The 15945-nt window shown below is 70.5% G+C and carries 19 protein-coding genes and 3 tRNA genes; 16 read left to right on the forward strand and 6 right to left on the reverse strand.

Annotated elements, in window-relative coordinates:
• Window positions 1–113: 113 nt before the first annotated feature.
• Both ACIBEI_RS45250 and ACIBEI_RS45255 read left to right on the forward strand, forming a co-directional pair.
• Entirely contained in the window at window positions 114–524 is a 411-nt protein-coding gene (locus ACIBEI_RS45250; protein WP_398896958.1) for a barstar family protein, read from the forward strand.
• Window positions 525–575: 51 nt separating this feature from the next.
• Complete coding sequence (locus ACIBEI_RS45255) at window positions 576–1142, forward strand: SMI1/KNR4 family protein (protein ID WP_398896959.1); 567 nt, start codon at window positions 576–578, stop codon at window positions 1140–1142.
• A 166-nt stretch (window positions 1143–1308) separates the two neighbouring features.
• On the opposite strand, the gene ACIBEI_RS45260 is transcribed toward ACIBEI_RS45255, so the two are convergent.
• Window positions 1309–2604, reverse strand: a complete 1296-nt coding sequence (locus tag ACIBEI_RS45260; RefSeq protein ID WP_398896961.1) for an APC family permease — start codon at window positions 2602–2604, stop codon at window positions 1309–1311.
• A 178-nt stretch (window positions 2605–2782) separates the two neighbouring features.
• Here ACIBEI_RS45260 and ACIBEI_RS45265 point away from each other — a divergent pair, with 178 nt between their 5' ends.
• Window positions 2783–3049 (forward strand): GlsB/YeaQ/YmgE family stress response membrane protein, encoded by a 267-nt coding sequence (locus ACIBEI_RS45265; protein WP_189844531.1) that lies wholly within the window; start codon window positions 2783–2785, stop codon window positions 3047–3049.
• A 100-nt stretch (window positions 3050–3149) separates the two neighbouring features.
• Here the strand turns inward: ACIBEI_RS45265 and ACIBEI_RS45270 are convergent, their stop codons facing one another.
• Window positions 3150–3638 (reverse strand): YajQ family cyclic di-GMP-binding protein, encoded by a 489-nt coding sequence (locus ACIBEI_RS45270; protein WP_189844605.1) that lies wholly within the window; start codon window positions 3636–3638, stop codon window positions 3150–3152.
• 202 nt (window positions 3639–3840) lie between these two features.
• Here ACIBEI_RS45270 and ACIBEI_RS45275 point away from each other — a divergent pair.
• Together ACIBEI_RS45275 and ACIBEI_RS45280 are read left to right on the forward strand one after the other, a co-directional pair.
• Window positions 3841–3922, forward strand: a tRNA-Tyr gene (locus tag ACIBEI_RS45275).
• 228 nt (window positions 3923–4150) lie between these two features.
• The gene (locus tag ACIBEI_RS45280; RefSeq protein ID WP_398896963.1) at window positions 4151–4363 is read left to right on the forward strand and encodes a hypothetical protein; all 213 of its coding nucleotides are present in this window, start codon (window positions 4151–4153) and stop codon (window positions 4361–4363) included.
• 150 nt (window positions 4364–4513) lie between these two features.
• Here the strand turns inward: ACIBEI_RS45280 and ACIBEI_RS45285 are convergent, their stop codons facing one another.
• Together ACIBEI_RS45285 and ACIBEI_RS45290 are read right to left on the reverse strand one after the other, a co-directional pair.
• Window positions 4514–4888 carry a nuclear transport factor 2 family protein gene (locus ACIBEI_RS45285; RefSeq protein ID WP_398896964.1) on the reverse strand — a complete coding sequence of 125 codons (375 nt, stop codon included), beginning with the start codon at window positions 4886–4888 and terminating at the stop codon, window positions 4514–4516.
• A gap of 78 nt (window positions 4889–4966) precedes the next feature.
• Window positions 4967–5623 (reverse strand): NAD(P)H-binding protein, encoded by a 657-nt coding sequence (locus tag ACIBEI_RS45290; RefSeq protein ID WP_398896965.1) that lies wholly within the window; start codon window positions 5621–5623, stop codon window positions 4967–4969.
• Between the two features lie 65 nt (window positions 5624–5688).
• Here ACIBEI_RS45290 and ACIBEI_RS45295 point away from each other — a divergent pair, with 65 nt between their 5' ends.
• Entirely contained in the window at window positions 5689–6852 is a 1164-nt protein-coding gene (locus ACIBEI_RS45295; protein WP_398896967.1) for a hypothetical protein, read from the forward strand.
• 232 nt (window positions 6853–7084) lie between these two features.
• Here the strand turns inward: ACIBEI_RS45295 and ACIBEI_RS45300 are convergent, their stop codons facing one another.
• Window positions 7085–8359: an amidohydrolase family protein gene (locus ACIBEI_RS45300; RefSeq protein ID WP_398896968.1), complete on the reverse strand. Its 1275-nt coding sequence runs from the start codon at window positions 8357–8359 to the stop codon at window positions 7085–7087.
• Window positions 8360–8619: 260 nt separating this feature from the next.
• On the opposite strand from ACIBEI_RS45300, the gene ACIBEI_RS45305 reads away from it, so the two are divergent.
• The 10 genes from ACIBEI_RS45305 (at window position 8620) to ACIBEI_RS45350 (ending at window position 14737) form a co-directional block, all read left to right on the forward strand.
• A tRNA-Thr gene (locus tag ACIBEI_RS45305) sits at window positions 8620–8692 on the forward strand.
• Window positions 8693–8738: 46 nt separating this feature from the next.
• Window positions 8739–8811, forward strand: a tRNA-Met gene (locus ACIBEI_RS45310).
• Between the two features lie 96 nt (window positions 8812–8907).
• On the forward strand, window positions 8908–9072 hold the full coding sequence (rpmG, locus tag ACIBEI_RS45315) for a 50S ribosomal protein L33 (RefSeq protein WP_003948671.1): 165 nt from the start codon (window positions 8908–8910) through the stop codon (window positions 9070–9072).
• 88 nt (window positions 9073–9160) lie between these two features.
• Complete coding sequence (locus ACIBEI_RS45320) at window positions 9161–9613, forward strand: MaoC family dehydratase N-terminal domain-containing protein (RefSeq protein ID WP_398896972.1); 453 nt, start codon at window positions 9161–9163, stop codon at window positions 9611–9613.
• A 4-nt stretch (window positions 9614–9617) separates the two neighbouring features.
• Window positions 9618–10046 carry a MaoC family dehydratase gene (locus ACIBEI_RS45325; protein ID WP_398896974.1) on the forward strand — a complete coding sequence of 143 codons (429 nt, stop codon included), beginning with the start codon at window positions 9618–9620 and terminating at the stop codon, window positions 10044–10046.
• Between the two features lie 204 nt (window positions 10047–10250).
• Window positions 10251–10820, forward strand: coding sequence for a TetR/AcrR family transcriptional regulator (locus tag ACIBEI_RS45330; protein ID WP_398896975.1), 570 nt, complete (start codon window positions 10251–10253; stop codon window positions 10818–10820).
• Between the two features lie 91 nt (window positions 10821–10911).
• The gene (locus ACIBEI_RS45335; RefSeq protein WP_398896976.1) at window positions 10912–12357 is read left to right on the forward strand and encodes an MFS transporter; all 1446 of its coding nucleotides are present in this window, start codon (window positions 10912–10914) and stop codon (window positions 12355–12357) included.
• 87 nt (window positions 12358–12444) lie between these two features.
• Entirely contained in the window at window positions 12445–12822 is a 378-nt protein-coding gene (locus ACIBEI_RS45340) for a DUF3291 domain-containing protein (protein ID WP_398896978.1), read from the forward strand.
• Window positions 12823–12904: 82 nt separating this feature from the next.
• Window positions 12905–13960: a UDP-N-acetylmuramate dehydrogenase gene (locus ACIBEI_RS45345; RefSeq protein WP_398896980.1), complete on the forward strand. Its 1056-nt coding sequence runs from the start codon at window positions 12905–12907 to the stop codon at window positions 13958–13960.
• Window positions 13961–14020: 60 nt separating this feature from the next.
• Window positions 14021–14737: a hypothetical protein gene (locus tag ACIBEI_RS45350; protein ID WP_398896982.1), complete on the forward strand. Its 717-nt coding sequence runs from the start codon at window positions 14021–14023 to the stop codon at window positions 14735–14737.
• Here the strand turns inward: ACIBEI_RS45350 and ACIBEI_RS45355 are convergent.
• Complete coding sequence (locus ACIBEI_RS45355; RefSeq protein ID WP_398896984.1) at window positions 14682–15710, reverse strand: adenosine deaminase; 1029 nt, start codon at window positions 15708–15710, stop codon at window positions 14682–14684. The two genes, ACIBEI_RS45350 and ACIBEI_RS45355, sit on opposite strands and share 56 nt — an antisense overlap.
• Window positions 15711–15945: the final 235 nt, after the last annotated feature.

Consider the following 15945-nt stretch of genomic DNA (forward strand, 5'->3'; position numbering starts at 1 on the left):
GGGGGAGCTGAGCAAGGCCCTCACGCGCGCGCGTGGCACCCCATGGTTCGCTCTGTGCACCGAGCAGTCGGTAGCCCGGGGAGAGCGGCGGGCACTGCGGATAGTCGTACGGATTGTCCGGGGACTCGCTCGCCTCGATCGCCCGGTGCGGCGTGGAGGGTCGCCGCCACTGGCTGAGCATGGCGTTGGACCATCACCATCACGAGCCGGACGGGCCCGACGCGGAAGCCGGCGGCACGTTTCACCTCCACGGCCGCCGCATCACCGACCTGCCGGGCTTCTTCTGCGCGCTGGGCGAGGCGGTGAACGGGCCCGGAGGCTATTTCGGCTGGGGGCCGGACGCGCTCGCGGACTGCCTCCGCGGCCGCTGGGGTGCCCGGTGGCCCTTCACCCTCGTCTGGCACGACGCGGAGGTCGCCCGTACCTGCCTCGGCCTCGTCCCGCTCACAGGTCAGCGGCCCTGGACGTTCGAGGAACTCCTTGAGTTCTTTGAGGAAAAGGGCATCGCCGTCCGCCTCGAATGAGGGTTATCCACAGGCTGCCCGAATGTCAGTGGCGGCCTGCATCATGAATGCATGACCGAGATCGAGCAGTTGCTGGCAAGTGTCTCCGCCGAGGCGCGCAACTCCCGGCCGTGGGGCTGGCCTTCGCTCCCCGAGCCCGTGGACGCGGCGACGCTGGCCCGTGCGGAGTCCACCCTGGGCTTCACCGTCCCGCCGCTGCTCGCCGCCCTCTATCTGCGGATAGGCGACGGAGGATTCGGCCCGGAGTACGGTCTGCTCCCCCTGCTCGACAGCCCGCCGTCCGGCGAGCCTGCCGTCGTCGCGCAGTACCTCGCCCATCGTGAGAGCGGCCGCAAGGACCCTGAATGGCCCTGGCCCGAGGGCGTCCTGCCGATATCCCACTGGGGCTGCGGTATGTACGCGTGCGTGGACTGCCGCACCCCGGACGCCACCGTCCTCCTCTTCGAGCCCAACGCGGACGAGGCGGACCACGCCTGGTACGTGGACGCCCCCACGCTCACGGCCTGGCTCCGCACCTGGCTCAACGGCACGGGCTGGTACGACGAGTCCCACGACGGCGCGGATCTGGAGCCGTGGGCCGACTTCCGCATACGCACGGGGGCGGCGCGGGCTTCGTAGCGGAGTTTCAGTCTTCGACTGGAGGGCGCCCCTTCCGGGAGGGGCGCGGGGCTGTGACATTTGCGGCTCCGCTGCGGGGCGCGGCCGACCCGCACGACCCGCACCTCCTACACGTGTCCTCTGCGCCGAGCCTCGGTGCTGAGCCCTCCGTACGGAGCCCCGCCTGCTAGTGCTCAGCACGCGACAGCCGTCTCCTCACCCCATATACGCCTGCTCCCAACCCCAGCACGCTCAAACCCACCACCACCGACACCCACGGCAACGCGAAAGCCAAGGTCACACACCCCGCCAACCCCACCACTGGCGCAACCCGCGACACGACTGTCGAACTCAACGTCCAGGCCGCCGCGTTGGCGATCGCGTAGTACACCAGCACCCCGAAGGAGGAAAAGCCGATAGCACCCCGCACATCCACCGTCGCGGCCACCGCGACGACCACCGCTCCGACGGCCAACTCCGCCCGATGAGGCACCTGGAAGCGCGGATGCACGACGGCCAGCGCGCCCGGGAGATGCCCGTCGCGGGCCATCGCCAGCGTGGTCCGTGACACCCCCAGGATCAGCGCGAGAAGGGAGCCGAGCGCTGCCACGGCGGCGCCCACCCGTACGACCGGGACGAGTTCCGGCACACCCGCGGCGCGCACCGCGTCGGCCAGCGGGGCCGTCGCCCGCCCGAGCCCGCCCGACCCCAGCACGGAGAGGACAGCCACCGCGACAGCCGCGTACACCACCAGTGCGATGCCCAGCGCGAGCGGGATCGCGCGCGGGATGGTGCGCGCCGGATCCCGTACCTCCTCGCCGAGCGTCGCGATCCGCGCGTACCCGGCGAAGGCGAAGAACAACAGACCGGCCGCCTGAAGCACACCGCCCACACCCCCGGAGACCCCCACGTCCAGCCGCCCGGCGTCGGCGTTCGCGGAGGTGAGGGACACGACGACCACGGAAGCGAGGACTGCCAGGACCACCGCCACGATCGCCCGCGTCAGCCACGCGGACTTCTGGACACCGCCGTAGTTCACCGCGGTCAGCGCCACCACGGCCCCGACCGCCACGGCGTGCGCCTGCTCCGGCCAGACGTACGCGCCCACGGTGAGCGCCATCGCCGCACACGAGGAGGTCTTGCCGACGACGAACGACCAGCCCGCCAGATACCCCCAGAACTCCCCGAGCCGCTCCCGCCCGTACACGTACGTTCCGCCGGACGCGGGGTAGCGGGCGGCGAGGCGCGCCGACGCGGTCGCGTTGCAGTAGGCGACGACGGCGGCGATGCCCAGGCCGAGGAGAAGCCCGGACCCGGCGGCCCGTGCCGCAGGTCCCAGCGCGGCGAAGATTCCCGCACCGACCATCGAGCCGAGGCCGATGACAACGGCGTCGCCGACGCCGAGCGTCCGCTTCAGCTCCGCCGTGCGCTGCGGCGCTCCGGGCCGGGGCGGACCGGTTCGGCCGGAATCGGACTGTGCCATGGGTCGCACCCTACTGATCAGTGCAACCGGTCACCGCCGCGCCGACGTCCTCCCCAGCAACAGCAAACGAACAAGCGAGCAAACAGACGCGCGATCGGTGACACGAGAGCGGCATGAACAAAGCCTGGCCGGAGAAAGATCACAGCACAGGCACAGCACGGAGAGGCAGGTTCACGGCATGGGCATCATCAGCTGGATCATCCTGGGGCTGTTGGCCGGAGCCATCGCCAAATTCCTGCTGCCGGGCCGTGATCCCGGCGGCTTCATCGGCACGACGCTGATAGGCGTCGCGGGTGCGTTCATCGGTGGCTGGATATCGGCCCGTTGGCTGGACCACCCGGTCGCCAAGGACTTCTACGACGGCGCCACCTGGGCCGCCGCGATCGGCGGCTCGCTCGTCCTGCTGATCGCCTACCGCCTGCTGTTCGGCAACTCGCGCAACTGAGCGCGCACCCCTGAGACCGCGGCCAGCAGGCGAGAAGGGTGGGCACCGCCGGTGCCCACCCTTCCTCGTGCCGCCTCACGTACGCGCAACGAGCACGCGGTCACCGGTAGTTGACGAACTGCAACGCGAAGTCGAAGTCCTGGCCCTTCAGCAGCGCCTGTACGGCTTGCAGGTCGTCACGGCTCTTCGAGCTGACCCGCAGCTCGTCGCCCTGCACCTGCGCCTTCACGCCCTTCGGGCCCTCATCACGAATGATCTTCGCCACCTTCTTCGCGTTCTCCTGGGAGATGCCTTCCTCGATCGAGGCGAAGATCTTGTACTCCTTGCCGGAGAGCTGGGGCTCACCGGCGTCCAGCGCCTTCAGCGAGATGCCTCGCTTGACCAGCTTGGACTGGAAGACGTCGAGGATGGCCTTGACCCGCTCCTCCGAGTTCGCCTCCATAAGAATCTTCTCGCCGGACCAGGAGATGGAGGCGCCGACGTTCTTGAAGTCGTAGCGCTGCGAGATCTCCTTGCCGGCCTGGTTGAGGGCGTTGTCGACCTCCTGCCGCTCGACCTTCGAGACGATGTCGAAACTGGAGTCGGCCATGTCCTGTGGCTCCTTGTATCGGGGTGCGTAGTGGCGGCCGTCGAGCACCGCGTCGGTCCCGGGCCGCATCCGCATAAGCCTAGCCACCCGCTCCCCTCCTGGGGCCGATCAATCGGGTGGCGAAGCACCCCCGAGCATCGGGTATCGTTTACGTCGTTGCCACGGAGCACCGCCGAATAGCGGTTCGAATGGCAGCGACCCCGGCGGTGTGCCCGAGCGGCCAAAGGGAGCAGACTGTAAATCTGCCGGCTCAGCCTTCCCAGGTTCGAATCCTGGCGCCGCCACGCTGAGAGAAACCCCCTCAGAACTGTGTTCTTGCAGTTCAGAGGGGGTTTTTGCGTGTCTGGAGTGATGCGCCCTCAAGGGGCGAGCATGACGCCTTTGCCGCTGCCCTGCCGAAGGGCCGCTGTCCCCGGCGCGAGGCCGCTGTCGCCTGTAGCGAGCAGGATGGCGGCCGATTCCCGGGCCGGGGCCTCACCGGCCTTCCCGCGCATCCTTCGTACCCTGAGTTCATGTCCTCACGTCGCAGGAACTGCCCCGAGTGCCGTCGCGAGATTGCCGTTGTCGCGGGGCGGTTCGCCCGGCACGACCCGCCGGGGGCGCGGGGGAGTGGGGAGCTGGTGTCGTGTCCCGGGTCGCGCAGGCAGGCGGAGCTGGGCGCTGCGCAGTCGGCGCTGGACGGGTATGTCGTCGCGGAGTTCCCCGGCCAGCTGCCGCTCTTCTGACCCCGGCTGCACGCTCGCCGGGCTCCCTGCCGATCCCCGCCCGCCTTGCACCCGCAGCCTCCCCCGTACGCCCCCCCGCTGACCATGCAGCCCCATGGAGCCCGTGCTGCCTCGCTGACTCCCGCGCCTCGCTCCGCCCACCCCCGTGGTTCAGGGCCGGCGCACGTCCATCCGGCTCACCAGTCCGTCCGCGCCGAAGGCGTACACGTGCTCGACCGGCTCCTCCGCCCAGTGGTCGCCTGTGGCGTCGCGCAGCCCGGGTCGCACCAGGGCGACCACGCGTCGCCCGTCCTCGTGGAGGTGCAGCCCCTCCAGGCGTACGAGGGGGTGTGCGGCTGCGAACTGGGCTGCCCAGTAGGCGCGTACCGCCTCGGGGCCGTGCAGGCGAATCCCGTCGGCGACGTTCGGCCAGTCCACGTCGGGCGCCAGGCAGTGGGGGATGAACGCGTCGCGTTCGGCGGTGCTGAAGACGTCGTACATCCTCCGCAGCAGGGCTTCCTGAGCTGCGGGTACCTCAACGGGCACGGAACCTCCCCCTCTCGCTCGTGGGGCGGGGCGGCCGATCATCGCTCCACACCCGCGTGCGTCCTCCCGGTCTCCCGGTCAGTTCCCGGCCACCGACTTCACCGCCACGGACACCGGCGCCGACCCGCTGATCAGCTCCAGCGTCAGCCCGGCCGTCGCCGGTGTGTCCACCAGTTCCGCCAGGACCGCGGCGACGTCGTCGCGCGGGATGGGGCCGCGCCCCGTGGCGGCCTCCAGGCGTACGAGACCGGTGCCCGCGTCGCTCGTCAGCATTCCGGGGCGCAGGATCGTCCAGTCCAGGCCCCGGTGAGCGCGTACGTACGCGTCGGCCTCGCCCTTGGCGCGCAGATACGCGTCGAAGACGTCGTCCCCGGGGTGCTCCGGATCCGCGCCCATCGACGACACGACGACATGCCGACGTACTCCGGCACGGGCGGCCGCGTCCGCGAAGAGCACGGCGGCGCCCCGGTCCACGGTGTTCTTGCGGTCCACCCCGCTGCCCGGGCCCGCGCCCGCCGCGAAGACGGCGGCGTCCGCGCCCTCCAGGTGCGCGGCGACCTCCTCCAGCGAAGCCGACTCCAGATCGCACACGACCGGCTCGGCGCCGGCCGCCCGCAGATCCTCGCTCTGTTCGGCGCGGCGGATGATCCCCGCCACCTCGTCACCGCGCGCGGAGAGCAGCCGCTCCAACCGCAGCGCGATCTGACCATGACCTCCAGCGATGACAATGCGCATGTTTCCGACCGTACGCCCGGACGACCCCACTCGCCGCACAACCCTGTGGATAACTCGTGAGTCTCATGACGGATCACTGTGTACGAGGGGTGACGCCGCGCGGCGTCATGAAGGAGACCGTCATCATCACCACACGCGAGAGCCTTGCGATGCGCACGAGCCCTGCCACCCGCAACCGCCCTGCCCTGCGCAAGACCCTCACCGCGGCCGCCTGCACCACGGCTCTGCTCGCGGGCGTGGCCGCCTGTGGCACGGTCGAGAACCTCACCGCCGGTCAGAAGGTCGACCGCGCCTTCGAGGGGCTCGGCGAAAAGAAGTCGCTGGCCTTCGAGTTGGGGCTCGACGCCAAGCCCTCCGCCCTCACGAAGCTGGCCGGAGAGGCGGAGCCCGGCGAGGAGTTGCCGCCGGAACTGGCCGAACTCTTCACCGGGGTGCGGGTCAAGGTGTCCGTCGAGTCGAGGAAACCGCTCGCGGACTCGGGTGAGAAGGACCTCGTCGGTACGGGCGTGACGATCTCGGGGCCCGACGGGGTTCTGGCCGAGTACCGCCTCGTCGGCGACTACACGTACTACCGGGCCGACATGAAGGCGCTCGGTGAGGCCATGGGCTTCCCGCTGCCGTCGGCCGACGAACTCCCCGAGAGCGAGAAGGAGCTCAAGAAGGTCATCGAGGGCAAGTGGGTCAAGGTCGACACAAGCGAGCTCGACCGGGCCGGCAAGGGCGCCTCGGGCTCCGAGAAGGGCGTCAAGGCGGACAAGTCCGGTGGGTCCGACGAGATCGACACCAAGACCCAGCAGAAGATCCTCAAGGCCGTACGCGGAGTGGTCGCCCGCGAGGTCACCTTCAGCAACGAGGGAGGCAGCGACGGCGTCGAACGGATCGTCGCCAAGGCCTCGTTCCGCGAGCTGCTCACCGGTGTGCTCGACAAGCTCCGGCCGCTGGCCGACGACCTTCCGGCGGGCGCCGAACTGCCCACCGACGAGGACCTCAAGGAGGCTCCGGACAAGAAGATCGCCGTCAGCTTCTCCTTGAAGAACGGCAACTTGACCCAGGTCTCCGTAGACCTCGCCGCCCTCGCGGACGGCCCGAAGGGCACCCGGCTCCCCCTGGTGGTCAAGTTTGGCGAGGCCGACGACGTCAGTGCCCCGTCCGGTGCCACCGAGATACCCGCGGACGGGTTCGGGGGTCCGGGCAACCCGTTCACCGGGGGCCTGCTGAGCGGCTTCTGACGGCCTGTCCGGAACTCGACGGACCCGTCACGGTAGCCCGGCGGCCACGAGTGGGCGGACTTCAGGAGCGCCAGCACGCGCGCGTGGACCTAGAACCCGAACAGCCCTCCACGCGCGCGTGCCCAAGCCCAAGCCACCCCACAGGACCAAGCACCCGCAGGCCAGGCCCGAGCACCCCGCCGTCAAGCCCCTCAGCGGCCGCCAAGCACCCCGCCTCAGGACACCTCAAGCCTCACGACGGCTCCTCCGCGCGCCCCGTCCGCCCCTGCCTAGGCAGGTCCAACGCCACGGTCACAGCGGAGTTGCAGTACTCCCGCACCGCGCTCGTCCGCGCCACCACCCGCCCCCGATGCACCACGATCCGGCTGTACGCCAGGGACAACGCCGCGTCGAGCCGGTCCCCGCGCACCGCGAGCAGCTCCGCGGGAAACCCGGCCTCCACCCGCACCTCGGGCAGCCCCAGCGCGGCACGCGCCGACGAACTCACCGCGTCGTAGGCGTCCCCGGCCCGCAGTCCGTACCGCGAGGCCAGCAGATACGCCGCCTCCAGCGGGTCCCCGCGCCCCACGGGGTTCGACACATCCCTGAGGGCACCGCTCCCGGCCGCCACGCGCACCCCGGCGGCCCGCAGCAGCCGTACCGGAGCGGTCCCGCGGCGGTCCACGCCCGAGCAGCCGCCCTGGGGCAGACAGACCACGCTCACGCCGGCCGCGGCGAGTTGGTCGGCCGCCCGCGAGGCGACCTCGGCGGGCAGCCGCCCGAGTCCGCCGCACGGGCCGAGCGTCACCCCCGGTCGCAGTCCGCCGGCCATCGCCGCGAGCCGTGCGAGCCGCGCCGGGTCGTCACCGTCCGTATGCAGATCGACCGGGCAGCCGTGCTCCGAGGCGACCTCCAGGACCGCCTCCACGTATCCCGTCGGATCAGGGTCCAGATCTGGACAACCACCCACTACGGAGGCGCCCATTTTCACCGCGTCCCGCAGTATCGCCAGACCGTCCGCCCCGGCGAGCCCGGTCAGTACCCGCGGCATCGCCACCACCGTCAACTCGGCCAGCCCCCGCAGCGCGCGCCGTGCCTGGAGCACCGCGCCCATCGAGCCCAGCCCCTGCACATCGCCCACGCGCACGTGCGAGCGCAGGGCGGTGGCCCCGTGCCCGAGCTGGAGCAACGCGGCCTCGGTCGTACGGCGCTGGACCTCGTGGGCCTCGTACGACACCGGTCCGTCGCCGTCCGCCGACAGGGCCGTGTCTCCGTGTGCGTGGGTCTCGGCCGGAGCCGGCAGGAGCAGATAGCCGGCGAGGTCCACGCGTGCGCTGTGTGCGGTGAGGCTGCCCGCCGTGCCGACCGCCTCGATGCGTCCGCCGCCCAGCCTTACGTCCACGGTCCGGCCGTCGGTGAGTCGCGCACCGCAGAGCAGCAGGTCGGAGCCGTCGCTCCGGCCGGACGAGCCCGAGGAGCCCGACGAGGACGAGGAGGAGTGGGGCTGCTGCGGCTGACTGTCGGGCATCGCGCTCCTGGGGCTCGGCGGCGGCTGCGAAAGAGGGGGCAGGCGGCTGCGAAGGAGGGACACAAGATCACGCAGCGTGAGTCGAGCCTAGGGTGGCGACCGGCGCGCATCGAGGAGGAGCGGAATAGTCGTACCGGTGTGGTCCGTCGTGCGGGAGGGGCGCGTGAAACGCCCCGCGAGCGGCCCGGAACGGGCTGGGGCAGGTGCCGCGAAACGGATTTGGGCGATCGGTGGCCGAGCGTGTAATGTCTTCATCGCTCGCCCCAATAGCTCAGTCGGTAGAGCGTCTCCATGGTAAGGAGAAGGTCTACGGTTCGATTCCGTATTGGGGCTCTGATGTGGAAGGTTCCCGTCGCAAGGCGGGAATCGATCACATCGCAGCGGTGTAGCTCAGTCGGTAGAGCAAGCGGCTCATAATCGCTGTGTCACCGGTTCAAGTCCGGTCACCGCTACTGACAGTAGCCGATTGTGGGGTCGGTCCTTCGATCGGCTACTCTTCTGTGTGTTAATGCGCTAATCGTCCCATCCGTTCGTCAAGGAGCACTCCTGTGGCTGCCACCGACGTCCGCCCGAAGATCACGCTGGCCTGCGTGGAGTGCAAGGAGCGGAACTACATCACCAAGAAGAACCGGCGTAACAACCCGGACCGACTGGAGATGAAGAAGCACTGCCCGCGTTGCAACGCGCACACCGCGCACCGCGAAACGCGATAAACAAGGCTCGTACACGAGGCCGTCCCCTGAAGTCGGGGGGCGGCCTCGCGTCGTTACACCCAGTTGCGAACCAGGAGGTGCCGGGCCCATGGCGCTCGACCAGTCCTTCGTGGGGCGGTCCTATCCGCCCACCGAGCCCTATGAGGTCGGCCGGGAGAAGATCCGCGAGTTCGCGGAGGCGGTGGGCGACGCCAACCCCGCGTACACGGACCCCGAAGCGGCCAAGGCCCTCGGTCACGCCGATGTGATCGCCCCGCCGACCTTCGTGTTCACCATCACGTTCAAGGCCGCGGGACAGGTCGTCCAGGACCCCCAACTGGGGCTCGACTACAGCCGTGTCGTGCACGGCGACCAGAAGTTCGTCTACCGCCGCCCGGTGCGCGCGGGCGACCGGCTCACGGTCACCTCCACCATCGAGGCGATCAAGTCGCTGGCCGGCAACGACATCCTGGACATCCGCGGCGAGGTCCACGACGAGGCGGGCGAGCACGTGGTGACCGCCTGGACCAAGCTCGTGTCCCGCGCGGCCGAGGGGGCGTGAACAGATGACGGCGAAGATCTCGTACGACGACGTCGAGGTCGGCACCGAGCTGCCGGCCCAGGCCTTCGGCGTGACCCGTGCCACGCTCGTCCAGTACGCGGGCGCTTCCGGGGACTTCAACCCGATCCACTGGAACGAGAAGTTCGCCAAGGAGGTCGGCCTCCCGGACGTCATCGCGCACGGCATGTTCACCATGGCCGAGGCGGTCCGGGTCGTCACCGACTGGACCGGCGACCCGGGTGCGGTCGTCGAGTACGGCGTCCGCTTCACCAAGCCCGTCGTCGTCCCGAACGACGACCAGGGCGCCACGATCGAGGTCAGCGGCAAGGTCGCGGCCAAGCTCGACGACAACACCGTTCGCGTCGACCTCATCGCCATGAGCGCGGGCCAGAAGGTCCTGGGCATGTCCCGCGCGGTCGTCCGCCTCGCCTGACGGGCAGGGCAGGGCTCGGCGGGAGCGCGAGGAACGCGAGTAAGTGGAGTGCGAGTAAGGGGCGTCCGCCATTGCGGGCGCCCTTACTTCTTGTCTTCCTGTACTTCTTGTCTTCCTGCGCCTCGCACTCCCTGCGCCTTTCACTTCCTCTCTCCTCATCCCGCCCCCTTGACCTAGTTAGTGATTGAGTACTAACTTATTCGTATGGTCAGGATGAGCGCAGAAGAGAGGCGCGAGAGTGTCATCCGCGCGGCGGTGAGCGAGTTCTCCCGGGGCGGCTACTACGGCACGTCCACCGAGGCGATCGCCAAGCGCGTGGGCGTCTCGCAGCCGTACCTCTTCCGGCTCTTCCCGGGCAAGAAGGCGATCTTCCTCGCGGCGGCCGAGCGGTGCATGGAGGAGACCATGCGCACCTTCGCCGACGCCTCCAAGGGGCTGGAGGGCGAAGAGGCCCTGCACTCCATGGCGAACGCGTACACCAGGGTCATCGCCGAGAATCCGGAACAGCTGCTCATGCAGATGCAGATGTACGTCGCGGTGGCGGCCGCCGAGCAGACCGGTGACCACGAACTGGGCGAGGCGGTACGGGCGGGCTGGATGCGCCTGTGGGACACGGTCCATCTGCCGCTCGGTGCCGATGTCGACGAGACCACGACCTTCATGGCCTACGGAATGCTCGTCAACTGCCTGGTGGCCATGGGATTTCCGCCCGAGCACCGGGTCTGGGAGGGGCTCTACCCCTCGGCCCGGATCAAGGGCCGGCTCGAACACTGAACCATGGGTGGCGAGGTTGCCGCCTTTTCATGCCCGTGAAAGTTAGTCAGCAATAACTAATCGAAGTCAGCGATCACCCGCTGGGGGAGCGATGTCACAGCAGACCGAACGTCGCGGGGGAGCCGTCTGGGCCCTCGTCATCACCAGCGTCGCCGGGTTCATGGCGGCGCTCGACAACCTCGTCGTCACCACCGCACTGCCCTCGATCCGGAAGGACCTCGGGGGAGACCTCCCCGATCTGGAATGGACCGTGAGCGCGTACACGCTCACCTTCGCCGTGCTGCTGATGTTCGGCGCGGCCCTGGGCGACCGGTTCGGCCGCCGCCGGCTCTTCCTCGTCGGCATCACCGTGTTCACCGCTGCGTCCGCCGCCGCGGCCATGGCGCCCGGCATCGACTCGCTGATCGCCGCCCGCGCGGTCCAGGGCGCCGGCGCCGCCGTCATGATGCCGCTGACGCTGACCCTGCTCACGGCCGCCGTTCCGGCCGCCAAGCGCGGGATGGCGTACGGGATCTGGGGTGCCGTCAACGGACTCGCGGTCGCTTCGGGGCCGCTGATCGGCGGCAGCCTCACCGAGCACATCTCCTGGCAGTGGATCTTCTGGCTGAACGTCCCGCTGGGACTGGCGCTCCTGCCGCTCGCCCGGCTGCGTCTGTCGGAGTCGTTCGGCGCCGGCGCCCCGCTCGACATCCGCGGCACCCTGCTGGCCAGCGGCGGCCTCTTCGGGATCGTGTACGGGCTGGTCCGGGCGCCCGTCGTCGGCTGGACCGACGGGATAGTCCTGCTCGGGTTGTTCGCCGGTACCGCCCTGCTCGTCGGCTTCGTGCTCCACGGCATCAGCGCCAAGAACCCGATGCTGCCGATGCGGCTCTTCCGCAACCGGGCCTTCGCCGGCATCAACGCGGCCAGCCTTCTGATGTTCTTCGGGATGTTCGGCTCGATCTTCCTGCTCAGCCAGTACATGCAGGGCGTCCTCGGCTACTCGCCCACGCAGGCCGGGCTGCGGATGCTGCCCTGGACGGGGATGCCGATGCTCGTCGCGCCCGTCGCCGGCTATCTGTCCGACCGGATCGGCGGCCGCCCGGTCGTCGCCGCGGGGCTGTTCTTGCAGGCCGTCGGGCTCGGCTGGTTCGCCACTGTCATCGCCCCCGACACGTCGTACGCCACGCAGCTGCCCGCCCTGATCATCAGCGGTGTGGGCATGTCCCTCTTCTTCGCCCCCGCCTCCAGCCTGGTCATGTCCAGCGTCCGGCCGCAGGAGCAGGGCATCGCGTCCGGCGCCAACAACGCGCTGCGCGAGGTCGGCGGTGCGCTCGGTATCGCGGTGATGGCCTCGATCTTCTCCGCCCAGGGCAGCTACGCGACCGCGCAGACCTTCGTGGACGGCACCCAGCCGGCGCTCTGGGTCGGCTCCGCCGCCGTGGCCGTGGCGGGAATCGCGGCACTGCTCATCCCCGGTCGTCGCCGTATGGCGGAGGCGGGCGAAGGGAGCACCGGGACCGCGCCCGAGCGGGTGCTGGAGACGGCCTCCCACTGAGGGCCCTCACCGAGTCCGGAATCCGATCCCGATCCCGACCCCGACCCCGACCCCGACCCCGACCCCGACCCCGAAAGGAGTCCGATCATGCCCACCCTTCCCTGGACCGTGCCGAACAAGCCGCCGCGGGGCGCCGAGGTGCACGTCTTCGCCTCCCGCTTCGAGACCCGCACCCGCTGGGGAGCGCTGAAGTTCCTCGCCAGGACACCGGCCGTCTGGCGGCAGGTGAGCAAGGCTCCCGGAGCGTACGGCGCCACGCTCAAGGCGGCCCCGCTGCGGCGGACCTTCTGGACCCTGTCCGCCTGGGAGTCGCCCGCGGCGCTCAAGACGTTCGCCCGCTCCGGCACGCACGCGCCGACCGCCCGTGGCCTCGGCCCTCAGATGCGGGACGCGAAGTTCGTCTCGTGGACGGTCACGGCGGACGACCTCCCGCTCGACTGGGCGGAGGCGTTGCGCCGTCTGTGAGCGGCCGCCGCCGCGAACAGCTGCCCGGCCACGAGAACGGCCCCGCCCCGACCGGCGGGGCCGTTCTCGTACTCTTGGGCACGTGCTGGAACTCCACGACGCCCCGCTCGCCCCGCTGACCACCTTCCGGCTCGGCGGCCCCGCCGCGCGCCTGATCACCGCCACGACCGACGCCGAGGTGATCGCCGCCGTCCGCGAGGCCGACGACTCCGGCACCCCGCTGCTGCTGATCGGCGGCGGATCCAACCTGGTCATCGGCGACAAGGGCTTCGCGGGCACGGCCCTGCGCATCGCCACCCGCGGCTTCGCCCTCGACGGTACGAAGCTGGAGCTGGCCGCCGGAGAGGTGTGGACCGACGCCGTCGCCCGCACCGTCGAGGCCGGCCTCGCGGGCATCGAGTGCCTCGCCGGAATCCCGGGCTCCGCGGGCGCGACGCCCATCCAGAACGTGGGGGCGTACGGCCAGGAGGTGTCGTCGACGATCACCGAAGTGATCGCCTACGACCGGCGGACCCACGAAACGGTCACCGTTCCGAACGCCGAGTGCGCCTTCTCGTACCGTCACAGCCGCTTCAAGGCCGACCCCGAGCGCTTCGTCGTGCTGCGCGTCCGTTTCGACCTGGAGGACGCCTCCGGGCTCTCCGCGCCGGTCAAGTACGCCGAGACGGCCCGCGCCCTCGGTGTCGAGCCGGGCGACCGCGTGCCGCTGGAGAAGGCCCGGGAGACCGTCCTGAAGCTGCGCTCCGGCAAGGGCATGGTGCTCGACCCGGAGGACCACGACACCTGGTCGGCCGGCTCGTTCTTCACCAACCCGATCCTCACCCACGAGGAGTTCGCCGTGTTCCACGCGCGCGTGGCCGAGCGCCTCGGCGACGGCGTGATCCCGCCCGCTTACCCGGCGGGCGACGGGCACACCAAGACCTCCGCGGCCTGGCTGATCGACAAGTCCGGCTTCACCAAGGGCTACGGCACCGGCCCCGCCCGCATCTCCACCAAGCACACCCTGGCCCTCACCAACCGCGGCGAGGCCACCACGGAGGACCTCCTCGCGCTCGCCCGCGAGGTCGTCGCGGGCGTCCACGCCGCCTTCGGGATCACGCTCGTCAACGAACCGGTGACGGTCGGCGTCAGCCTCTGAGATATTTCGCTTGCCCCTCGCCCGGCCCGGCGATCACCCTGGAGTCATGAGAGAACTCCTGTGCGGCTGAGGGTCGATGAGTTCCGGCCGAGCGCCGGCCGGTACGCGTTCCGGGTGGTCCAGCCGCGCCCCGCGCTGCGGCACACCACACTCAGCGACCCCCTGCGGGGCTGGGGCTATCTGGTCGGCGACCACGACGGACTGGCCCGCCTCGCCGCGCTGTTCTCGTTCGCCGCGTACTCCCCGCACACGGTCGTTCACGTCCCGCTGCGAGACAGCGTGCCCAGGACGTACGCGCCCGGAGTCCCGGTCGACCTCGTCCTCGCCCACCGGACACTGGGACTGCGGCCTTCCACGTGGCCGTCGCTGCGCCGCGGGCTGACCCGGGGCACGCCGGGCACCGTCCGCACCGACGAACGGCGCACCGCCGACCACGCCGCGTGGCAGGCGCGCTGGGAGCAGCGCTGGGACCGCCTCGACCCCGTCGACCGGATCCGCCCCGCCGTGCACGCCCGGACGCTGTTCCTCTTCGGCGCCCGGGACACCTTCGCCTCGGCGTCCGTCCAGCTGGAGACCGCGGCCGGCTTCGGCCCCCTGCACAAGAGGGCCGCCAAGGGGCACGACGCGCTGGTCGCCTCGCTCACGCCGCACATGCCCCTGAGCCGGGGACGGCACACGGAACTGGACATCGGCTTCCAGGCGTACCCGCCCCACGCCCACTTCAGGCGACCGGGGCGGTCAGCCAGTCGTCGATCCCGGACAGCAGCTTCTCCTTGATGTCCTGCGGGGCCGCCGAACCCCGTACCGACTGCCGCGCCAGCTCGGCCAGTTCGGCGTCCGTGAAGGCGTGATGCTGACGCGCGATGTCGTACTGGGCGGCCAGCCGTGAGCCGAACAGCAGCGGGTCGTCCGCACCGAGTGCCAGCGGGACCCCCGCCTCGAAGAGCGTGCGCAGGGGGACGTCCTCCGGCTTTTCGTACACCCCCAGGGCGACGTTCGACGCCGGGCAGACCTCGCAGGTGATGCCCCGGTCCGCGAGCCGCTTCAGGAGCCGCGGGTCCTCGGCCGCCCGCACCCCGTGCCCGATCCGCGAGGCGTGCAGGTCGTCCAGGCAGTCGCGGACGGACGCCGGGCCCGTCAGCTCGCCGCCGTGCGGCGCCGCCAGCAGCCCGCCCTCACGCGCGATGGCGAACGCCCGGTCGAAGTCCCGCGCCATCCCGCGCCGCTCGTCGTTGGAGAGCCCGAAGCCGACGATGCCGCGGTCCGCGTACCGCACGGCCAGCCGGGCCAGCGTGCGCGCGTCCAGCGGATGCTTCATCCGGTTCGCGGCCACCAGGACCCGCATCCCGAGCCCGGTCTCCCGCACGGCCGAGTCCACGGCGTCCAGGATGATCTCCAGCGCCGGGATCAGCCCGCCCAGCCGGGGCGCGTACGAGGTCGGGTCGACCTGGATCTCCAGCCACCCCGAGCCGTCCTTGAGGTCCTCCTCGGCGGCCTCTCTCACCAGCCGCTGAATGTCCTCGGGATCTCTGAGGCACGACCGCGCCGCGTCGTACAGCCGCTGGAAACGGAACCAGCCCCGCTCGTCGGTGGCCCGTAGCTTCGGCGGCTCCCCGCTGGTCAGCGCGTCGGGAAGGTGGATCCCGTGCTTGTCGGCCAGTTCCAGCAGAGTGGTGATCCGCATCGACCCGGTGAAATGCAGGTGCAGATGAGCTTTGGGCAGCTCAGAGACATCACGTACGTGCTCCATTCCAGGATCCTGCCGTACGCCGCCTCCGTATCGGTAGCGCTTTCCCTGAACGTGGTCTTGCTCGCACTGAGACACGAACCAAGTCACGAACCACGACACGAAGAAGCGGGGCCCCCCCCCCGGGGGGGGGCCCCGCGCCCCCCCCCCCCGGGGGGGGGGGGAGTGCGTGGGCGCGGGCCCCCGCGTGTGGTTGCGCCCGTCACCCACGACGAGGGGCTCGGCACCCCCCGCGGGA

The sequence above is a fragment of the Streptomyces sp. NPDC050988 genome (genome assembly GCF_044456225.1).
GTDB lineage: Bacteria > Actinomycetota > Actinomycetes > Streptomycetales > Streptomycetaceae > Streptomyces.

Excerpts from the sequence above, each read along its gene's own strand:
- ACIBEI_RS45320 (WP_398896972.1), top strand. The coding sequence starts at position 9,161 with ATGGCGCTCGACCAGTCCTTCGTGGGGCGGTCCTATCCGCCCACCGAG.
- ACIBEI_RS45325 (WP_398896974.1), top strand. The coding sequence starts at position 9,618 with ATGACGGCGAAGATCTCGTACGACGACGTCGAGGTCGGCACCGAGCTG.
- ACIBEI_RS45330 (WP_398896975.1), top strand. The coding sequence starts at position 10,251 with ATGGTCAGGATGAGCGCAGAAGAGAGGCGCGAGAGTGTCATCCGCGCG.
- ACIBEI_RS45255 (WP_398896959.1), top strand. The coding sequence starts at position 576 with ATGACCGAGATCGAGCAGTTGCTGGCAAGTGTCTCCGCCGAGGCGCGC.
- ACIBEI_RS45265 (WP_189844531.1), top strand. The coding sequence starts at position 2,783 with ATGGGCATCATCAGCTGGATCATCCTGGGGCTGTTGGCCGGAGCCATC.
- ACIBEI_RS45290 (WP_398896965.1), bottom strand. The coding sequence starts at position 5,623 with ATGCGCATTGTCATCGCTGGAGGTCATGGTCAGATCGCGCTGCGGTTG.
- ACIBEI_RS45300 (WP_398896968.1), bottom strand. The coding sequence starts at position 8,359 with ATGCCCGACAGTCAGCCGCAGCAGCCCCACTCCTCCTCGTCCTCGTCG.
- ACIBEI_RS45355 (WP_398896984.1), bottom strand. The coding sequence starts at position 15,710 with ATGGAGCACGTACGTGATGTCTCTGAGCTGCCCAAAGCTCATCTGCAC.
- ACIBEI_RS45335 (WP_398896976.1), top strand. The coding sequence starts at position 10,912 with ATGTCACAGCAGACCGAACGTCGCGGGGGAGCCGTCTGGGCCCTCGTC.
- ACIBEI_RS45340 (WP_398896978.1), top strand. The coding sequence starts at position 12,445 with ATGCCCACCCTTCCCTGGACCGTGCCGAACAAGCCGCCGCGGGGCGCC.
- ACIBEI_RS45260 (WP_398896961.1), bottom strand. The coding sequence starts at position 2,604 with ATGGCACAGTCCGATTCCGGCCGAACCGGTCCGCCCCGGCCCGGAGCG.
- ACIBEI_RS45270 (WP_189844605.1), bottom strand. The coding sequence starts at position 3,638 with ATGGCCGACTCCAGTTTCGACATCGTCTCGAAGGTCGAGCGGCAGGAG.
- ACIBEI_RS45295 (WP_398896967.1), top strand. The coding sequence starts at position 5,689 with ATGACGGATCACTGTGTACGAGGGGTGACGCCGCGCGGCGTCATGAAG.
- ACIBEI_RS45280 (WP_398896963.1), top strand. The coding sequence starts at position 4,151 with ATGTCCTCACGTCGCAGGAACTGCCCCGAGTGCCGTCGCGAGATTGCC.